This is a genomic window from Lactococcus sp. SK2-659 (genome assembly GCF_020218185.2).
GTDB classification, from domain to species: domain Bacteria; phylum Bacillota; class Bacilli; order Lactobacillales; family Streptococcaceae; genus Lactococcus; species Lactococcus lactis.
This window is the reverse complement of sequence record NZ_JAIWQZ020000001.1, coordinates 531,184-549,816: the sequence shown is the minus strand read 5'-3', so window position 1 is coordinate 549,816 and position 18,633 is coordinate 531,184. Positions and strand designations below refer to the sequence as shown.

General features: G+C 33.1%; 16 protein-coding genes. 2 read left to right on the top strand and 14 right to left on the bottom strand.

Annotation, left to right across the window (positions count from 1 at the left end; genetic code table 11):
* Positions 1-30: 30 nt before the first annotated feature.
* Positions 31-633 (bottom strand): class I SAM-dependent methyltransferase, encoded by a 603-nt coding sequence (locus LDP15_RS02565; protein ID WP_015426615.1) that lies wholly within the window; start codon positions 631-633, stop codon positions 31-33.
* Positions 634-820: 187 nt separating this feature from the next.
* Between LDP15_RS02565 and coaA the strand changes: the two genes are divergently transcribed.
* Positions 821-1,741: a type I pantothenate kinase gene (coaA, locus tag LDP15_RS02560; protein WP_015426616.1), complete on the top strand. Its 921-nt coding sequence runs from the start codon at positions 821-823 to the stop codon at positions 1,739-1,741.
* A 70-nt stretch (positions 1,742-1,811) separates the two neighbouring features.
* Here the strand turns inward: coaA and psiE are convergent, their stop codons facing one another.
* The 5 genes from psiE to LDP15_RS02535 all read right to left on the bottom strand — a co-directional run bounded on the left by psiE (position 1,812) and on the right by LDP15_RS02535 (position 5,762).
* Positions 1,812-2,243, bottom strand: coding sequence for a phosphate-starvation-inducible protein PsiE (psiE, locus tag LDP15_RS02555; RefSeq protein WP_015426617.1), 432 nt, complete (start codon positions 2,241-2,243; stop codon positions 1,812-1,814).
* 53 nt (positions 2,244-2,296) lie between these two features.
* Positions 2,297-3,241, bottom strand: coding sequence for a cation diffusion facilitator family transporter (locus tag LDP15_RS02550; protein WP_015426618.1), 945 nt, complete (start codon positions 3,239-3,241; stop codon positions 2,297-2,299).
* Between the two features lie 294 nt (positions 3,242-3,535).
* Positions 3,536-3,838, bottom strand: coding sequence for a helix-turn-helix transcriptional regulator (locus tag LDP15_RS02545; RefSeq protein ID WP_015426619.1), 303 nt, complete (start codon positions 3,836-3,838; stop codon positions 3,536-3,538).
* Positions 3,839-3,918: 80 nt separating this feature from the next.
* On the bottom strand, positions 3,919-4,461 hold the full coding sequence (locus LDP15_RS02540) for a ParB/RepB/Spo0J family partition protein (protein ID WP_003130454.1): 543 nt from the start codon (positions 4,459-4,461) through the stop codon (positions 3,919-3,921).
* Positions 4,443-5,762, bottom strand: a complete 1,320-nt coding sequence (locus tag LDP15_RS02535; protein ID WP_225513480.1) for a DUF3440 domain-containing protein — start codon at positions 5,760-5,762, stop codon at positions 4,443-4,445. Before LDP15_RS02535 ends, LDP15_RS02540 begins: the two co-directional genes overlap by 19 nt.
* A gap of 274 nt (positions 5,763-6,036) precedes the next feature.
* On the opposite strand from LDP15_RS02535, the gene LDP15_RS02530 reads away from it, so the two are divergent.
* Positions 6,037-6,603: a TetR/AcrR family transcriptional regulator gene (locus LDP15_RS02530; protein WP_225513481.1), complete on the top strand. Its 567-nt coding sequence runs from the start codon at positions 6,037-6,039 to the stop codon at positions 6,601-6,603.
* A gap of 47 nt (positions 6,604-6,650) precedes the next feature.
* On the opposite strand, the gene LDP15_RS02525 is transcribed toward LDP15_RS02530, so the two are convergent.
* The 8 genes from LDP15_RS02525 to LDP15_RS02490 form a co-directional block, all read right to left on the bottom strand.
* Positions 6,651-6,821, bottom strand: a complete 171-nt coding sequence (locus tag LDP15_RS02525; RefSeq protein WP_010905977.1) for a DUF3042 family protein — start codon at positions 6,819-6,821, stop codon at positions 6,651-6,653.
* A 191-nt stretch (positions 6,822-7,012) separates the two neighbouring features.
* Entirely contained in the window at positions 7,013-8,734 is a 1,722-nt protein-coding gene (locus tag LDP15_RS02520) for an ABC transporter permease/substrate binding protein (RefSeq protein ID WP_015426622.1), read from the bottom strand.
* Complete coding sequence (locus tag LDP15_RS02515) at positions 8,731-9,957, bottom strand: glycine betaine/L-proline ABC transporter ATP-binding protein (protein ID WP_003130443.1); 1,227 nt, start codon at positions 9,955-9,957, stop codon at positions 8,731-8,733. The genes LDP15_RS02520 and LDP15_RS02515 overlap by 4 nt, the downstream gene beginning before the upstream one ends.
* Positions 9,958-10,168: 211 nt before the next feature.
* Entirely contained in the window at positions 10,169-10,789 is a 621-nt protein-coding gene (locus LDP15_RS02510; protein ID WP_003130442.1) for a GntR family transcriptional regulator, read from the bottom strand.
* 215 nt (positions 10,790-11,004) lie between these two features.
* Positions 11,005-12,630, bottom strand: a complete 1,626-nt coding sequence (gene asp1, locus LDP15_RS02505; RefSeq protein ID WP_015426623.1) for an accessory Sec system glycosyltransferase Asp1 — start codon at positions 12,628-12,630, stop codon at positions 11,005-11,007.
* Between the two features lie 22 nt (positions 12,631-12,652).
* Entirely contained in the window at positions 12,653-14,173 is a 1,521-nt protein-coding gene (asp1, locus tag LDP15_RS02500; RefSeq protein ID WP_015426624.1) for an accessory Sec system glycosyltransferase Asp1, read from the bottom strand.
* Positions 14,174-14,213: 40 nt separating this feature from the next.
* A complete protein-coding gene (locus LDP15_RS02495) occupies positions 14,214-17,483 on the bottom strand; it encodes a hypothetical protein (RefSeq protein ID WP_136122613.1) in 3,270 nt (1,089 codons plus the stop codon).
* A 148-nt stretch (positions 17,484-17,631) separates the two neighbouring features.
* Positions 17,632-18,579 carry a glycosyltransferase family A protein gene (locus LDP15_RS02490; protein WP_136122612.1) on the bottom strand — a complete coding sequence of 316 codons (948 nt, stop codon included), beginning with the start codon at positions 18,577-18,579 and terminating at the stop codon, positions 17,632-17,634.
* Positions 18,580-18,633: the final 54 nt, after the last annotated feature.

The following is an 18,633-nucleotide window of genomic DNA, read 5'->3' as shown; positions in this document are numbered from 1 at the left end:
AGGCTCCTCCTCGTTTTATCTTATCAATAATTATATATTTTTATAACTTCTTAAAATAAAGTATCCTTTATCTCTGGCTACAAGCTGACAATTACCAAATACTTCTTCCATTTTCTTTTGAGCAGACGGGGCACCCTGTTTCTTTTGGATAACAATTGTCAAATGCCCTCCATCATTTAAGTGACCAAAAGCACCAGCTAAAATTTCATGGACCACTTCTTTACCGGCCCTAATTGGCGGATTTGAGATAATCGCATCATATTTTTCACTGACAGACTCATAAATATTTGAAAGTTCAATTTTACTATTACTGACAGCATTGTCAATCGCGTTTTGACGGCATAAATCAAGCGCCCGACTATTGACATCAACCATTGTCACATCTAAATCAAACTTTTTAGCTAAGGTTAACCCTAATGTTCCATAACCACACCCAACATCTAAAAGACTTTTTGCACTTTCAGGTTGATAGTTTTCTAATAAAACACGAGAACCATAATCAATTCCATTTTTTGAAAAGACACCACGATCTGTTTTAAAACGCATTGACTGACCTAACAATTCAACTGTTAAGGTCTGGAAGTCATGCGATAAATCTTGATTGTCTTCATAATACATATTTGTTTTAACCATTAATTTTATTTTAACATAAAAGCCCTTTTTTATCTTAAAAAAATTTTTAGAACTTCTACTTATTTTGTAATCTCTTACACTTTTACTGACAGAAGTGTAAAAATCTTGTCAGTAACTTATTTAATACGCTTACAGATTTATTAGTTTTTTTACCTTGATAAGCCAAAAATATGATAAAATATTTGTCATGAATGAATTCATTAATTTTGACGAAATTAGCCGAAAAACATGGCAAAATCTTTATAATACTTCGATTGCTCCCTTAACTCATGATGAGTTAGAATCAATCCGCTCACTCAATGATGAAATCAGTTTACAAGATGTGGAGGACGTCTATTTACCACTGATTCATCTTCTTCGCTTATATAAAAAAAATTTAGAAGACATGAGTTACTCTAAGGGACTTTTCCTACAAAAAATTGTCAAAACTCCCCCACTCATCATTGGGATTTCTGGCTCAGTCGCCGTTGGAAAATCAACGACCGCAAGACTTCTCCAGCTTCTCCTTTCACGTGCCTTTCCAAAATTAACCGTTGATTTAGTGACAACCGACGGATTTTTGTACACGACTAATGATTTAAAAAATATGGGGATTCTCGACCGCAAAGGTTTTCCTGAAAGCTATGATATGGAAAAATTAACAAGTTTTCTTTATCACGTCAAAAATGGTGAAAAATTTGAAGTTCCGATTTACTCACATGAAACATACGATATTTTGCCTGACCAAAGTCAAATCATTGACAGCCCTGATATTCTTATCGTAGAAGGAATTAATGTGCTTCAAAATCCACAAAATCAACTGCTTTATATCAGTGATTTTTATGATTTTTCAATTTATGTCGATGCTGACGAAAAACTCATTGAAAAATGGTACCTCGAACGTTTTGACAGCCTTTTAAAATTAGCTAAATATGACCAGACAAACTTCTATCATCAATTTACAAAAATGCCAGAAGATAAAGTAATCAATCTAGCCCGTGAAACATGGGCACGTGTCAATCGTGTCAATCTCAGAGAATATATTGAGCCCACAAGAAATCGGGCAGAAATTATTCTTCACAAAACAGAAAATCACTATATTGACAAAATTTACCTGAAAAAATTCTAAAAAAAAATACTGACAAATCTGTCAGTATTTTTATTGTCTTCAATTTTACTGACAGAACTGTCAGACAAGATTAGAAATAATCTGCTGTATCATCATTTGGAAAAACAAATTTCTTTAAGACAAAGACACCAATAATTAATATCAGAATAGCACTAGCAATCAATAATACTCCAACCAATCGTTCATGATAGGTTAACAAAAGTCGAATCAGTGAAGTAATCCCGAGTGATAAGAGGAAAATTAATGACACATGTCCTTTATTTCTCAATGAAGTGATAATCAAAGTTAAAAATTCAAAGAAGATAAAGAAGGAGAGAATACTTTCCAAAATATCATAATAATGAACCTCACTCTCAGAAAGAAAAGCAAGTAAAACAAGATTATAAACTTCTCTAAATAGAAAATAAACCATCAAAAGCCCTACTACCATAAGCAACATAAAACTAATTTTCGATAATAGATTAGCAAATTTCAGTTCAATACGATTAAAAAAATTTTTCATAGGCGCTCTCCTTCTTGTCTTATCTTTAAAATATTTCTGTCAGTAAATTAGGCTTATAAATCTGAAGATTGGACATAGCCCTGAACGAATTCGTCAATTTCAATATAAATATAGCACTTCTTATCACTAATTTTTTTTCTGATTTCCGCTTCAATTTGATTAATAATTTCATAATCTTCTAAAACAAGTTGACTCACCAAATCAATTTTTGCTGCAATCAAAATCTCTGTTGGGCCAAGGTGAACTGTTTTAACATTAATTACTCGTTCTACTTCAGGACGATCAAAAGCTGTCAAAATCTTTTCTAAATCACTATCTGTCACACGTTCACCAACAATTAAACTATAAAATTCTCTTGTCAAGAAAATCGCTGCTGCCATAAGCAAGAAACCAATCAATAACCCACTAATTGCATCAAAAACAGGATTGCCCGTCACCATCGTCAAGACAGTTCCTAAAAGCGCTAAAAGTAAACCAATAATTGCGCATAAATCCTCAGCAAAAATAACTAAAATTTCGCTATGGCGACTTTCATGTAAAAACTTAAAGATCGGTAATTTTTCTGTATTCAATTCGCTAATTTCTTTAAAAGCCACTCTTAATGATGAACCTTCAATTGCCATGCCAATCAACAAGATTCCAATAACAATGCCCGCATTTTCAACACTGTGTGCTGGGTGAACCAACTTATCATAGGCCTCCATTACACCAATGACACCCCCACCAAAAAAGAGGAATGTTGCCACTATCATACTAAAGAAATATTTTGCCCTAGCTTCGCCAAATTGATGGAGATTAGTGCTCGCTTGTCTTGAACGACGGTCACCAAACAAAAGTAAAATCTGATTCCCACAATCCACCACTGAGTGAATACTTTCGTTAAGCATCGCAGCTGAGCCAGATAAACCAAATCCAATAAACTTACTGATTGCAACCAGAACATTAGCCCCAAGTGCCGCAAAAACCGCAAACATCCCTGAAGATTTTTTCTCTTCCATAACTCTCTCATTTCCTATTCAATATATCTTAATTATAACATAAGCCCTTATTTAAGATTTAATTTGTAACTTTTAAGTCAAAAATAAAGAAAACTAAAAGGCTCTTCCTACAAAGAAAGAACCTTCAAGAGAATAAATCATCAAAACCTATCCTCAATACTATGTAAGAAAAGAAGTCAAATGAATTCCACTAATGAAACTTCACTCAACTAAAACAATAATACAACATTTACAAAAAAGTGTCAATTCCTTAACGTAAATATTTTAGTGAAAAATTAATCTAAACGTTTCTTATTATTTTTGACCTTCTAAAATCAAAATTTCAAGTTCTTTTTTCTCACGATTCAATTTTTCTAAACGATAAGCTAAACTATTTTTATTGTCTTTTTCTTCCATTCCTAACAAAAATTCAATTGACACATTAAAATAGTTTGCCATTTCAAAAACACGACCAACACTCGGTTTTTTCTTATACTTATAATTTTTCAAAGTATTCCGAGGATAACCAAGTTCCCGCTCAACTTGATTAAAAGATTTATGAGCATCTTTAATCAACAACTTTAATCTTGAGTAAACAAACAAATATTCATGTTCCATAATAATAATCCTTCTTTTTTAATTTTTTATAGATAAGTTTTCAATAAGTGAATAAAATAAATTCAAAGAAACATTCAAATTCACTCTTCACTAATTTCTTCATCCTCTTCCCAATTCCAAGCCCGAGAAAATTCCTGATTTTGGAAAAGTGAAGCCAAACCACTCAACTGTTTTAAACGAAGCAACTCTTCTTTATCCATTCCAATATGTTTCATAATCCACTGGTCACTCAACCCCGATTCTACCAATTGTTGAACAATTTCTGTCATCAATTCGATTGAATGTGTCCCCCTAGCACGATTATGTCGAATGGTACTAGCAATTCTATCTTCAAGTGGACGATCAATAATCGACACAGGTAAACAATTTCCTTCTCGTTTAGCAATTTCTTCAGAATTTTTCATGACAAGATAACGATGAAAACCATCCACAATTTCATAAAAATCCTGTTCTTTATCGTAATAACAAACGATAGGCATTGTATAACCATCTTCCAAAATCGACCGTTCAAGTAATTGAAATTCAGGAGGTGCTGTTCGATTTGGATTATAAGCATTTGCTCTAATCTTCTCAATTGGCACTCGCCTGATATCATAAGCTGGACTTATAAAAATGTCTCCCATTTTTCCATTGCCTCTTGTTTTTTCTGTAATTCATCCTTCGTTTGACCAAACCCCATATACTGACAAGAAGTATCATTCTTTAAAATCGTGATACACATGCGTTTATATGAAGGAACCAACCTGAAATTTTTAATTGGCACATCGTCCGGATAATCTTTAAAGCGAATCACTTCATATCTTTGCTTATATTTGCGCTTATTTGTTGGTGGACCCAAACGTTCAAAGTCCGAGCCAAGCTCCTCTAACTCATCAACCACATTTTCTGGTAAAGCTCCACCAGTTTTCATCCAATAATCCATTGAAGATTTAAATTTTTTACGATAAACCTTTCGAGTTTCCTTCGGCAATGTCTCAAGTAAAAATTCAACGTAAGATTTCCAAGTATGTCCTTTAGGTAGCACAGCTCCACGGTAGCCCATTGCTGCAGTTCCACCATAAAGCGCTGCAAAATTTGCTCCATTAACACGACCAACTAATTTTCCCCAAGTCGCTGGCTCTAACGCCTGATAAAGCTTTAATGAATGCACCCCACACTGATGGAAAGGATTAGCAACCCTCATTGATTTATAAGGAACTCCCGCCTGATAGTACAAATCATAAAGATGATTATAATCAAGCTCAAATTTAGCATTAGCTCGCCAGATATCTTCAAATAGCCAATCATACATTGGATAAAAATTAAAGACATCTTGACTAATACGATGGCTATAATTAGTCGTTCCAAAACGAGAAAAAGTTTCCTCGCGCGTTACCGCATTATAACGATTTAAACTTTCCTGAGCACGAATCCCCACCAAAACAGCCGTTCGTACAGCCTCTTTTTCTCGATGAAGCCACTGGCAAAACTTACTTTGAAACTCATAATCAGACATTCCAACTTTAAAAAATGGAAATACTTGATTTTCTAAACAAATAGCTTTTGGAGGAATTGAATTCAACCAAAGTTCTTGATGTTCTGGGTCCCAAGGCAACCAAGTTGATTGTGACATCGAAATTCCACAAGAAGCCGATACAGGAAGACAGACGTGATAATAATCAAATTCTGGATACTTTCCCATTGAACGTTCGATATAATCTTTAGTTTCTTGATAATTTCCCTCATAATCCAAATAAAAAACAGAAACTTTTATCCCTTTTTTCATCCATTCATGACTTTCATAATAAAGATGAACCAATTCCAACATCAAACCCGAATCCTTACCTCCAGAAAAAGAAATAATCAGATGGTCAAAGTAACTACAAATATATTCTAGTCTATGATTAAATGCTTCATAAACACTTTCATTTTGATAAATTTTCACCTCATCTTTCCTTTCCATTATTGATTTTATTTTTCACAGCGCTATGTCAAAACTATCAACAATTATATATTACGAAAAAGCAAAGACTTTGTAAAAGTTTTTATCAAACTAAAAAATAATCAAAACAATTAATTTCTTACTAAAACAATGATATACTATTTCAGAATACTAAAAAAATTATCTATAATAGATTATTTTTAATTATTGCCTATTAAGTAGATAACTTAAAAAAAGAAAGGTTTTTATACTCCTTGAAGTATAAAATAGATGCATCATGACAAAAGATACGAAAGAAATTATTATTCGCACTCGCTTAAATATCGCCTCCGAATCCCAAAAAGTGACCATTGAAGAAATTTCTAAAAGGTCACACATTACCCGCACAACGATTAAAAATAATTTTAAAACGGGCGTTCCCGGAATTGTCGAATACATCTATCTGAATATTGTAGATGAAGTTAATGAGCGTTTACTTCAATATAACTGTGAAGATGTTACTATTGAACTCCTTTCTGACCTTCTACTTCCGGTCCTTTGGCAACATAAAGAAGAAGCTCATATTATTTTTGGTTCTCAACTTCCTTTCCGTTTAATCGGTCCAATCAGTGATAGAACTTGGAAGTGGGCTGAAAAACACTTTAACTCTCTTATAAAAAAACATGGTTTAGCAAATTATTTTACTGCTCAAGAACTCCTAAGATACTTTAACGCTCAACTTATTACCGTTCTCACTCTTTGGTTAGAAGCCGATATTCCCATTGCATATGAAAAATTTCGTCCAAAATTTATCTTTTTTATGAGCACTTCAATCAATGAGCTTATTTTTAAAGGAACAAAATAAAAAACGTAAATCTTTCGATTTACGTTTTTCTTATTATGTTTGTTAACTTAAGGTGCAATCCGTTTTCTGGCTGCTCGTTTTCTACCCATTTCAATTTGTTCTTCTTTTTTCTTGATAGGATTGATAACTTTTGCTTTAATGCCAATAGCAGTGGCAGCAAGTCCAGCTATCAAAAGTGCATTCCCTGCCAAAAAGCCTTTAATAAATGTACGATTCATTTGTCTCTCCTCCTAGTTTTATAGATAAACAGTCAAATAATAAAACTTTAGTAAAATTTCCTCATTCGACTCTACAAAATCATTTTAACATAAATGTTATAAATCTAAAAATAATAAACTTAGAATGAAATAATAAAAAACCTTCTAACTATAATGCTAGAAAGTTTTCATTAAATCTAAATCTTCGTTGATTATTTAAACCATTTATCAACTTCTTTTTGATGATCTTTAATCCAATTTTTGGCAGCTTCTTCTGGTGTTTTACCATTTTGAATATCAAGCATGACAGCTTCCATATCCTTAGTTGTCCAATTAAATTTATCTAAAACTTTATAAGCTTCTGGATTTTCTTTCTTCAAACCTTTACGAACAATGGTATTAATATTTTCTGAAGTTCCCATTGTTCCTTTTGGATCAGCCAAATATTTCAAATCATATTTGTTAAACATCCAATGAGGTGACCAACCAGTAATGACAATATCTTTATGTTGTTTGATTGCTTCACCAAGAGCTACAGTCATAGCACCTGATGATGAAGGAACAAGTTTCCAATCTTTAAGATTATCATAGCTATTAAGCGTTTTTTCACTAGCAGCCATTACACCTGCACCTGGTTCAATACCTGTGATTGTCTTATTCGCTTGATTTGTTAAATCTTCAATTGAATTAACATTCATATAACTTGGAACAACAAACCCAACTTTAGCTCCTTTAAGGTTAGGACCTAACAAATCAACAGATTTACCATATTTTTGCCATTGTGTTTTATGAGTATTTGGTAACCAAGCAGAAACCATTCCATCTGCTTGACCATTGGCTACCGTTTGCCAAGCCACTGCATTATCTAAAGCTGTCGTTTTTACATCAAAGCCATGTTCTTTCATCGCTTGAGTCAAAACATTGATTGATGCAACTTCTGAATCCCAGTTCATATAAACCAAGTCAACTTTTTTATCAGAGGCCGTTTTTCCAAAAGACATTCCTGAAAAGGCACCAACAATTAAAGCTAACAATGAAACTAAGGCAATTCCACGTTTCCATTTTTTAACTGTAGGATTTCCCTGTTTTTCAAGAGGAGAAACATTAAGTTTTTGTGTAAAGCGGTCAATAATAATAGCCAAAATAACTAATGAAATCCCACTTACAAACCCTTTACCAATATCAGCTGATTGAACGGCTGCAAGTACACCACGACCTAAGCCAGGCGCCCCAATCATAGAAGCAATAACAACCATAGAAAGAGCTAACATAATCGTTTGGTTAACACCGGCCATAATTGTTCCTTTAGCCAAAGGAAATTCCAATTTAAAGAGCTTTTGACGGGCAGTTGAACCAAATGAATCTGCCGCTTCAACTAATTCTGTTGAAACTTGACGAATTCCCAAGTTAGTCATTCTGACTGTTGGTGGAAGTGCAAAGATAACAGAGGCAAATACCCCAGGAACAACTCCAATTCCAAAGAATGCAACCGCTGGAATCAAATAAACGAAACCAGGCATTGTTTGCATAAAGTCCAAAATCGGTTGAACGATCTTAGCCACTAAATCAGATTTGGCCATCCAAATCCCTAAAGGAACTCCAATGATGATTGACAATAAACTTGAAAGTAAGACAAGTGTGATAGTACTCATCAAATCTGACCATAAGCCTTGATTAGCAATTAAAGAAAGACCAATGAAAGTGAATAAAGGAAAGGCAATTTTTTTACCTGAAACCAAAATGGCAAGGATAGTAACAACAGCAATCATCAACCAGAATGGAACAGCAGTTAAAGCACCTGTAATACCATTCATCAATACTGTTCCTGATTTTTGAATCACATCAAATCCTGAACTAAAAGTACTAGTAATCCAATCTGTTGCCGATGACACCCATTTTGCTAAGGGGACTTGTCCAATAGCTAAATCAATCATTTATTCTCCTCCTCTTTTTCAATCTCCTCTACTTCGTCCTCATCAGGAATATCAGCTAAGGCCTCTAAAACACTTCCTCGGATCAATACACCTTTAAGGAATCCATTATCATCAACAACTGCTAAAGGCGTTGGGGCATCATAGATAATTGGCAAGATATCTCTTACAAGCATTTCTTTAGAAACTGTTCCGACATCTGTAGTCATCACATCTTTTAATGGTTGATTATTTTTTCTAGCAGCAATAGCTTGTTCACTCGTAACAACACCACGGAATTGACGTTTTTTGTCAACAGCCATTAGAGAGCTGACTTCTTCAGTCTTCATCTTCTTCAAGGCAACGCTAGGTCCATCAACATCAATGTTAGTAGTTAAAGCTGGAATCATGATGTTTTCTGCTGTAATAACTTTTGCACGATCCACATCTTCTACAAAAGTTTTAACATAATCATTTGCTGGATTGGTCAAGATTTCCTCACCAGTACCAATTTGCATGATTTTACCATCTTTCATGATTGCGATGCGGTCACCAATACGGAGGGCTTCGTTCAAATCATGAGAAACAAAGATAATTGTTTTTTGAAATTTTGCTTGAAGTTCAAGTAGCTCATCTTGCATTTCACGACGAATCAAAGGATCAAGAGCAGAGAACGCTTCATCCATAAGCAGAATCTCTGGGTCATTAGCTAAGGCACGCGCAAGTCCTACCCGTTGTTGCATTCCACCAGATAGTTGCTTAGGATACTGATCTTTAAAGTCTAATAAGTTTGCATTATCCAAGGCCTTCTCCGCACGTTTGCGCCGCTCTTCTTTTGGTACATTTTGAACTTCCAAACCATACTCGGTATTTTCTAAAATTGTTCGATGTGGAAATAGACCAAAATTTTGGAAAACCATACTCATTGTTTTACGGCGAACTTGAAGCAAATCTTCTTTATTTAATGTAGCAACATCTTGGTTGTCAATAAATATTTTTCCGCTCGTTGGTTCAATCAACCGATTAAGCAAACGCAACAAAGTTGATTTACCTGAACCAGATAGACCCATGATTACAAAAATCTCACCCTCATTGATTTCAAAATTTGTATCATAAACCCCTACAGTTGCACCGGTTTTTTTCAAAATTTCATTTTTGGGCTCACCTTTTTCAACCATTGTTAATGCGGTTTTTATCCGCTTGCCAAAAATTTTAGTTAAATGTTCAATTTTTATTTTTACTGGCAAAATAACTCTCCTTTACTCTAACACAGGGAAGCTTAAAACATTTTTAGAAGTATAAATTCTAAATAAATAGGTTAATTAATAATTAGAAGTTTTAAGTTACGCAAGTGATTTTCTCATTTAAAGTGACCACTCAATAATAACAATATGTAGTCACTATGTCAAATAACTAAACTTAAGCTTAAAAAAAAGGCATCATTTTGTAAACGATGTCTTAGTTGCCATAAAAGAAATTTTGGACAATTTGTCCTGTATCAGAAGCACCCACAAAATATAAGGTATCTCCTTGATTTAATGTTGCGTATGGTCCTGGCGAAACAATTAATTCTGCATTTTGTAAAATGGCAACAACTGTCGCCCCTGTATTTTGCCAAAGATTCATTTCTCCTAGGCTCAGTCCGAACTTTTCAGAGTCTTTTTCCAGTTCAAATTCAATAGGAGTTAAAGGGTTTATTTTTTGAAAATGCTCAGTTTGGTCAACCAATTTATCCAAGATGGATGAAAAATTAGCTAATTCTCTTCTCTGACTCTCCACACTCTGCATGATTTGCGTCCGTAAATCTTGCATTGTTTCCACTTCTTGATATTGAGCCAGATATTCCTGTGCCTTTTGCTTTGAAGCAATATTCACTCCGCTCCCATGAACAGGGTCAACTATTCCCAAATCGCTTAGAACATTGATTGCTTTACGTGCCGTTTCGGGTGAGACAGCAAAAGTTGTTGCAAGAGTTGAACGAGCGTATATTTTTTGTCCAACTTTAAGTTCATTACGTACAATTCTTTCAGCAATTTGTAATGCAATTTGCTGATATCTTGGTTGTCTCGCTATGCGCATCTAATTCTCCTCATCACAAGTCATTAAAAATCTATTTTTACCTGAACAAAATGAAATTCTTTCATATTATAGCGCTTTATCATTTATTTTTCAATCTATACCATTTAGTAAGTTTTCTCAAACTCCTAAGCCAAATATATTTTTAATAATCCTTTTTTAGCTGAAATTTTTAACAAAAAGAAGCTATAACAACAATTGTTATAACTTTTCCTTTTCTACTTAGATTTTTTTGTAGAGTAAATCCTTTGATCCCCTATTCCCTCTGTAATCGGTGAACGATAGTCAATATTCTTTTTGTTTGCATCGTCAATAAGGGCCTGCCAAGCTTTCCAGACATTTTCTTCAGAATAGCGTCTAGCTAATTCATAAGACTGAATAGACATTTTTTGTAGTTTATCTTCCTGAGTAAACAGTTCAACTAAACGGTCAGCCATTTCTTGAATTCCCTCATAAGGTACAACAAAACCATTTTCTCCATCCACTATCAACTCATTTGGGCCATAGTTTACATCATAAGTGACACCAACCATCCCATGGCTTATTGCCTCCATGAGAGATAAATTAAACCCTTCCATGATTGAAGCTAGGGCATAGACTTGGAACTCTTTTTGCAGCTCCCCAACATTATTAGCATACTCAAATTGATGCACTGCTTCTTCCATATGGTATTCTTTTATCGCAGCATTAATGGCCTTTTGTGCAGAATCATCATCTCGATGATCAACATAACCATAAAAATCTAGCGTAATATCTGGAACAGTTTGTCTTGCAATCCCTATCGCCCTAATGATATGATCAATTCGTTTTTCAGGTGCAACACGTGCAGTCACCAAAACGCTATGCACTTTACGCTCCTTCATATCAATTCGCTTTTCTGAAAAAACTTCATTTGGAACAACTCCAACAGGAATAGTAAATAATTTGCTTTGAGGATTAAATCGTTTTGAAACATCAAGTGTTTGTTTTTCTGTTGCTGAAACAATAGCATCGTAACCATTTGAATTCATCAATCCAAACTCATAAAAGTTATTCATGACCGAATGCATGGGCTCTTGGGCATTTCCAGCATGTGAATTATGCAAATGAAGTACCGTATAAGCAGGACGATCCAAGTTCAATAAAGCCCAATCCGCCAAATGTGTTCGATCCATGATAAAAATATTTGCTTTATCATCTTGCCAATACTCTTCGTTTAATAAATTAAGAAAATGGAGCGTTAACTCATCAATATTAGTAAAATTATAAATTGCTCCATCAGCACCATTCAGACGCCAACCACTTTTGGTATACTTGTGATTTCCATCATATTTATTAAAAGTTTCCAATACTGGCTTGCCTTTGATATCCATCCAAACTTCTGTGCCAATCTTGTTATCAGGTGTATACCATTGACTTAAACTCAAAAAACCTCGAAAATCATAAAAGTCAACTCGATAAAGATTTCCAAACCCATCGAAAAATTCTACAGCACTTACTCGTTCAAGAGGATCTTCGCCAAAATATCGAACACGAGCAATAAGTTGTTGTCCTTGAAAGACAAGATATCTAAATTGATTAGGTTCCTTATTATAAGTTAAAGAATCGACTCCAAAATCTAAATCTTCAACATGGAGGACTTTTTCCTCTACAAGTTCTGCTTTCTGAAAATAATCAAACATACATAAAGTTTCTGAATTAGAGATGCCTACTTCACCTAAAAATCGATGAATATTAGGATTCCATTCTCGAAAAACAAGTTTAAAAGCCTCATTATTTTTTCGAAATAATGCCGCACGTTTAAGCTGTGCATGCTCTATTCCAGAATTTTTTTGATTAAATGTTGAGTTAATAAAAAATAACATGATTCCTCATTCCTATATTTGATTATCTTATGAATAAATTATCAGCAATAATCTTCTCGTTAAGCCACTGCCCCCAAACAGCTTCTTCGCTATACTCTTTTGCCTTTTCGTAAGCAGAGCGAGAAAACTTATCCCAATTTGCTTTTGATTGAATAATTTCTGCAATAGAGTCAGCAGCAGTTTGAATTGCTCCATAAGGAACAAGGTAGCCATTCTCCCCATTCTCTATCTGTTCAGTCAGCCCATACTTAACCTTATATGCTACAACTGGCACCCCATGATTTAAAGCTTCTAAAACATTCATCCCAAACGCTTCTCCTTCCGAAGTGTTAAGTAAAAGTCCTGCATTATTTAAAGCAATTTCTAGCGCTTCCTCTGATTGGTAACCTTTAAAGTTAACAACATTTTTTAAATTATTAGTTTCTACAAGTTTTTCTAAATCTTTTTGAATCTCTGAAGGAGATGAATAGCCATAAAAATCAAGGCTTGTTTCCGGTAATCTGCGATAAACATTCGCAAAAATTTCTACAACATCAGCTGGTTTTTTCTCTGATGATAAACGCCCAACATAAATAATCTTATTTTTATTTCGAGAAGCTGATTTTTTAACTTTTTTAGCAAAAGTATCAGTGAGAGCTATGACCTGCTTAAAATCATAAAATTTAGTAATTTCATCTTTTTGTTGCTTAGTAGCAACAATTAAACCATCAAAATTATCTTTATACACAGTAAATAAATCATTAAGATAATCCACCACTAATCTTGAAGCTCCTGCTTGCTGATTATTTTTTGAATGAGAATTATGTAAAAATTGCCATTTTCCTACTGCACCTTCCACACCTGCAACAGCGGGGATGAGTGATGGTCGATCATTTATAAATACGCTTGCTTCTTGACTTGCTATCTCATTCATGAAAAAAGTAAAGAGTTCTTCTTCTCGATTAAATCGTCTATTCTTACCTTTATAATTCAATAATTTATACATTGTTGGATGTAGAATCCCTTGAATATTCATATGTATGATTTCCAACTTAGGAGTTCCATTGATATCAAAAAAGATTTGCGGCCCTTGAGTTCCGTCTGGATGAAAGTATTGTGTAGAAGAAAGAAAACCTCTACGATCCCAAATATCTTTAGCTACTACATGATTCATCGAATCATTATATTCCATTGAACCAACTAATCCAACTGTCGCTGGTGCAATCATTACTTTAGCAATTGTTTTTCCAGCATGCTTAATCAGTGATTCATTAGCATCAATTCCTTCAATATGATATTTTCTTTTATTAATCTTGTTTGTGTAACGCACATCAACATCTCTTGCAGAAACATTTATTACATCTTGAAAATAATCATACATATTTATGACATCATCATGAGTTAAACCTACCCTCTTTAAATCTCCAGAGAGTTGAGGATTGTAATTTCTTGTCAAAATTTTAGCTTCAACACGATGATTTTTGAACATTTTCAATCGTTTAATCGCTGAAAATTCTGTCCCAGAATTCAGGGTAAAAATATTCTCATTTACAAAATAATTCATTATCAATACCTTTCAGTTAGATATATTATTAAAACTGATATTAAGCAAGAGCTTTTAGCGCTTCTTTTTTTTCTATGTTTTGGTGTTGCTTTTCTATTTTCTCTATTTCAAGAATATCTTCGATAAAACTTGGTTTCTCACTGAGAATATCTGGTTGTTCTGGCGTTGGATAAGAAGAAACCAACTTTTCTACCTTATTCGGAGCTTCAATATTTTTTACGCTAGCTACTACAAGTGAAAATTCTAGTTCCTTTGGATTAAAATTGATTGGTACTTCTGGAAGAACAATTGCAATTCCTCCTTCATTAACAGATAAGAGATTTTGAACTCGTTTAAATTGATTAACTTTTTTCACGCTATTAATAAATGATGAACTTCCAGTAATTGTAGAAAGTAATTGTTTTACATTATCATCTAATGCACTCTTAAAGTAGGTTTTTAAATCAAGATCATTTGGTAGGGAGCTTTCTATTACAATTTTTCTTGTCGGAATACCTGTCATTTTTTCCATTGAATCCAATCGTTTTCTTAAATTACTAATACTTTGATCGTAACTGGAACGAATTTTGGTAAAATGTGTAATTGTATCTTCTAGGTTTTCATCAATCAAAGCTTGAATATGCTCAAGATAAACTTTATGAATTGTCACTTTTAATTCATCAACACTTTGTAAATGTGTTAAGTCTGAAACCTCACTCCCAAGACTATTCGCTAACACTTCAACATTGCGGTAAGAAGCACTATAAATATCCATGTAATTTGGAAGTGAATTAATTGCATTCACAATTTCTTGCAAACCATTCTTAGAATCTGACATTTTAGCAATGTTCTCATTTAATTTAATTGATTCATCCAAATATTGACGATAATCTTTAACTAATAAGGCGAAAACCTGCTCTCTATTTTCATATTCTATCTGCCACTCCTTGAAGTTGGTTAATAGCCTATTTAAGTAGTTTTCAATGTTTGTTCCACGATAAGCTATATCACTATTTCCCAAATCGATAAGTCTTTTCCCTCCAAGTCGTATAAAAATTGAAACCTGTTTTTGATATTCCGCCAATGCTTTAACAAGATCCTTAGCTATTACCTCAGTTTGGGAATAAAATCTTTGAAATGTTTCTGTCCATTTTGATAGTTCGAATTTCCTGGTTAATCTTATTGATGATTCATTAAACTCAATTTCAGGAATATTAAATTCATCTATAAAATTAGAACCGGTTGCTTCATTAATTGGGAAAGTAAACATATCATTTTTAAAGATAAATTGATTCAAATTATGCAAAGCAGTTTCAAAGTCATTATCTTTTTTTTGAACAATATTTCTTAAATCTAAACAATGATTAAATTCTTGAGTCAATCGATTATATAATTCCTGATTGGAATTATATTTTTTCATTTCTTCTTGATATTGCTTTTGAGCAGCCTCTCTAGATTTATCTAAAAATTGATAATCACTATAAATAACTTTGTATTGTTGATTTAGCTTTTCGAGTTGGTTACTCATCTTTGTATACTCCGGTAATATTTTTTTATATAAACTATTATACTGAGGATATTCGTCATGCCAATTTTTTGACTGTTCCTTTAGTCGTAAATAAAGTTGCTCACCATTTTGGTATGTTTCCTCTAAAGCTGAGAAATTATCTTCTAATTCAAACTTTAGTCCATCTTTTATGCCTGTCAACTTCTTGAGTTCTTTTTCAGATTCTTTATAGTTTGCTAGAATAGATTCTTTATTTGCCGTTGCAATTCTGAGAAGACCTGCAACATCAGAATATGCTTTTTTAACAATTTCAAGATTTTCCTCACTTTGAGCAAGCTTTTCTTTGGCAGTATCATAAGATTCTTTAGTGGAGTTATACCGAGTTTCAAAAGCTATATAATCATCTTTTATATTTTTGAAGGACGTTTGCTCTTTTATGAATTCTCGTTCGAGTTTATCGTATTCCTGAGAAATAACTTTAAATGCTTCTTGTGATTGTCCCCGTTGGTGGTTAAGAATCCCATATTTTGATTTTAAAACTTCTAAAACCATTGTAATTTTTTTCTGAGCAGCCAATGTTTGGCTTAAGGAATCATTATAAACTTTTGACTTATCCTTTTTCTCATCAACCAGCTTCTTCACCAGTTCATAGCTAGCATTAATTTGCTCAAAAACACTTTTTTGTAATTTGAACTTTTCTTCCAAAGGATAAAAATCTTTCGCTAAACTATCAACCCTACTTTTGGCAACATCCCTGTCACGGGTGATATAACCAATGACAGTCTTACTCGGATTTTTTAAACTATTCATTTCCTCAAGATTTTCTTTAAGCTCAGCATACTTAGCATATTCTGCATCATAGCTTTTTTTGGAAATATTATAAGCTATAGCTACTGCTTCATAGTTTTTTTTGTGTTCTTTATATTTTTCTTCCATTGCTGCTAAAGAAGGCTCAACAAAACTATAAATTTCTTTTGAGGTTTTTGCTTCTTCTTCTGTATTCTTTATTTTTTTATCAATAGATTGAAGGTTTTGCTCGAATTTCTGTTTATTAGCTTTAGTTTTTTCAAAATCTTTGACTAGCATCTCCCAATCATTTTTTATGGTATTTGCATGGTGATATTTCTTACGGGATTCTTCAAAAGTTTCTTTCTTTTCCTGATAATTTTTTTTAAGTAACTCATAGACAGAGACAATCCCGTTTAAACGACTTTGTGTTGCTTTAAATACTTCTCTCTCTATCACCAATTTACCCTTTAACTCAACAAAAATATCGTTTTTTTCAGACTTTTTATCAATTAACTCTTGTACCTCATCGTTAATTTTTTTCAGAGCTATAGAGTGTTCTTCAAACTTTCTTTGAACCACTTCTCTATCTTGAATAATATTTTCATATTCTTCAGTGATTTCTTGATATTCCTTAAGGCTTTGTTCATACTTTTGTTTTATTCCTTCGTATTTGACCATTTCAGAAGTATATTCTTCTTTTTTATTAGTCATCTTTTGAGAAAGTTGATTAAAATCTTCTAAACTACGATTTAATACTAGATATCCTTTTTTATATTCAGCTAAATCATTAAAGTATTTTTCTGAATGTTGTAGATATTTTTCAAGTAGTTGTTTGTGTGTTCTCAATTCTGAAGAATAGTTACTCCTTCCCACCATATTACTCACTTCCTTTTGCCGTATTGCCACTCCTAATTCTTTACTAGCTTTCAATTCAATTTGACTGTCAGGAATCTCCCTTGACGACGATTTTTGCTCTTTCGAATTTTTCAAGAACAAACTATTCAAAATATTAAGTTGTCTGCCTTGTTTCTTCATTAACGAACCCAACCTCTCTAATAAATAAAGTTTAAAAAATAATAATAATAAATAATAACATTAGGCAGATAGATATTTTTATCTATCCGCCTAAAATTGGAAAGGATTCGTTTCAAAAGATTAACTTAACTTTTAAAAATCCTTTATGTTACCAGGGAAGAGTTTGAGCTATCCACTCCTTAAAACCATCAGTATTAATTCCATACCACTGATTATTAATATCGGCGCTTTTCTCATTAACCTGTTTTTGAAGTTCTGGAGTCCAGCCAGAGAAAATATCAGAAACATTTTCGATCAGTATACGCTGTTCCTTTAACCATTTTTCCTCATCTATTGGCGAAAATTTTTGGGATTTCAAATACATATCTGTTAAATAGTTTTCAAAATCAGATTGTAACCTTTCAGGCTTCCATTTACGAATCATTTCAAACCAATGCCTGTTTTCTCTTGCCCAAATATGAGCTTGATAATTAAACATATTTTCAGAATTTCTTGTAATGGATTTAGGATTACATAACCACATGTAAACGACTTCTTCAAGGTAACATTTATCAGTTGATAGTATACAAGCCAAACCAACAAAATAAGTATCTTCATAAATTGGTAAATCAACCAAAAATCTTAAATTTATCATTTCTAAGTAAGTACGTTTATACCACTTTCCATAAACAGCTTTAACATCCTTATTATTATGAACGATGTAAGTATAGGGATTTCCGGCAACTTGTTCCCAATAACCGGCCAATATCATTTGATGGCCTTGATTAGCCGCATTATAAAACGGCCATAATGCGCCCACATAGTAGAGAACATCATCAGCATCAATAAACATAATGTATTCACTCTTAGAATGATCTATACCGTACTGCCTAGCAACACCCGGCCCACTACTTGATATTTCATAATAATTAATTTCAAGTTTGTCTGCTAAAACATCAAACTTTTTTAAATTAATTGGTTCTCCCCCATCATTAACAAGATGGACATCCAGTTGTGAAAGATCAATTCCAATCTGATTATAAATAGATGCTAACGGAAGCATTAGTTCCGATTCCGTCTGCCCCTTGAAAGGAATGATAATACTTACTTTTTTCATATTTTTTAGTTTCTTCCCTTTATGATTTTCAATGGTATAATCTTTGAAATTTTA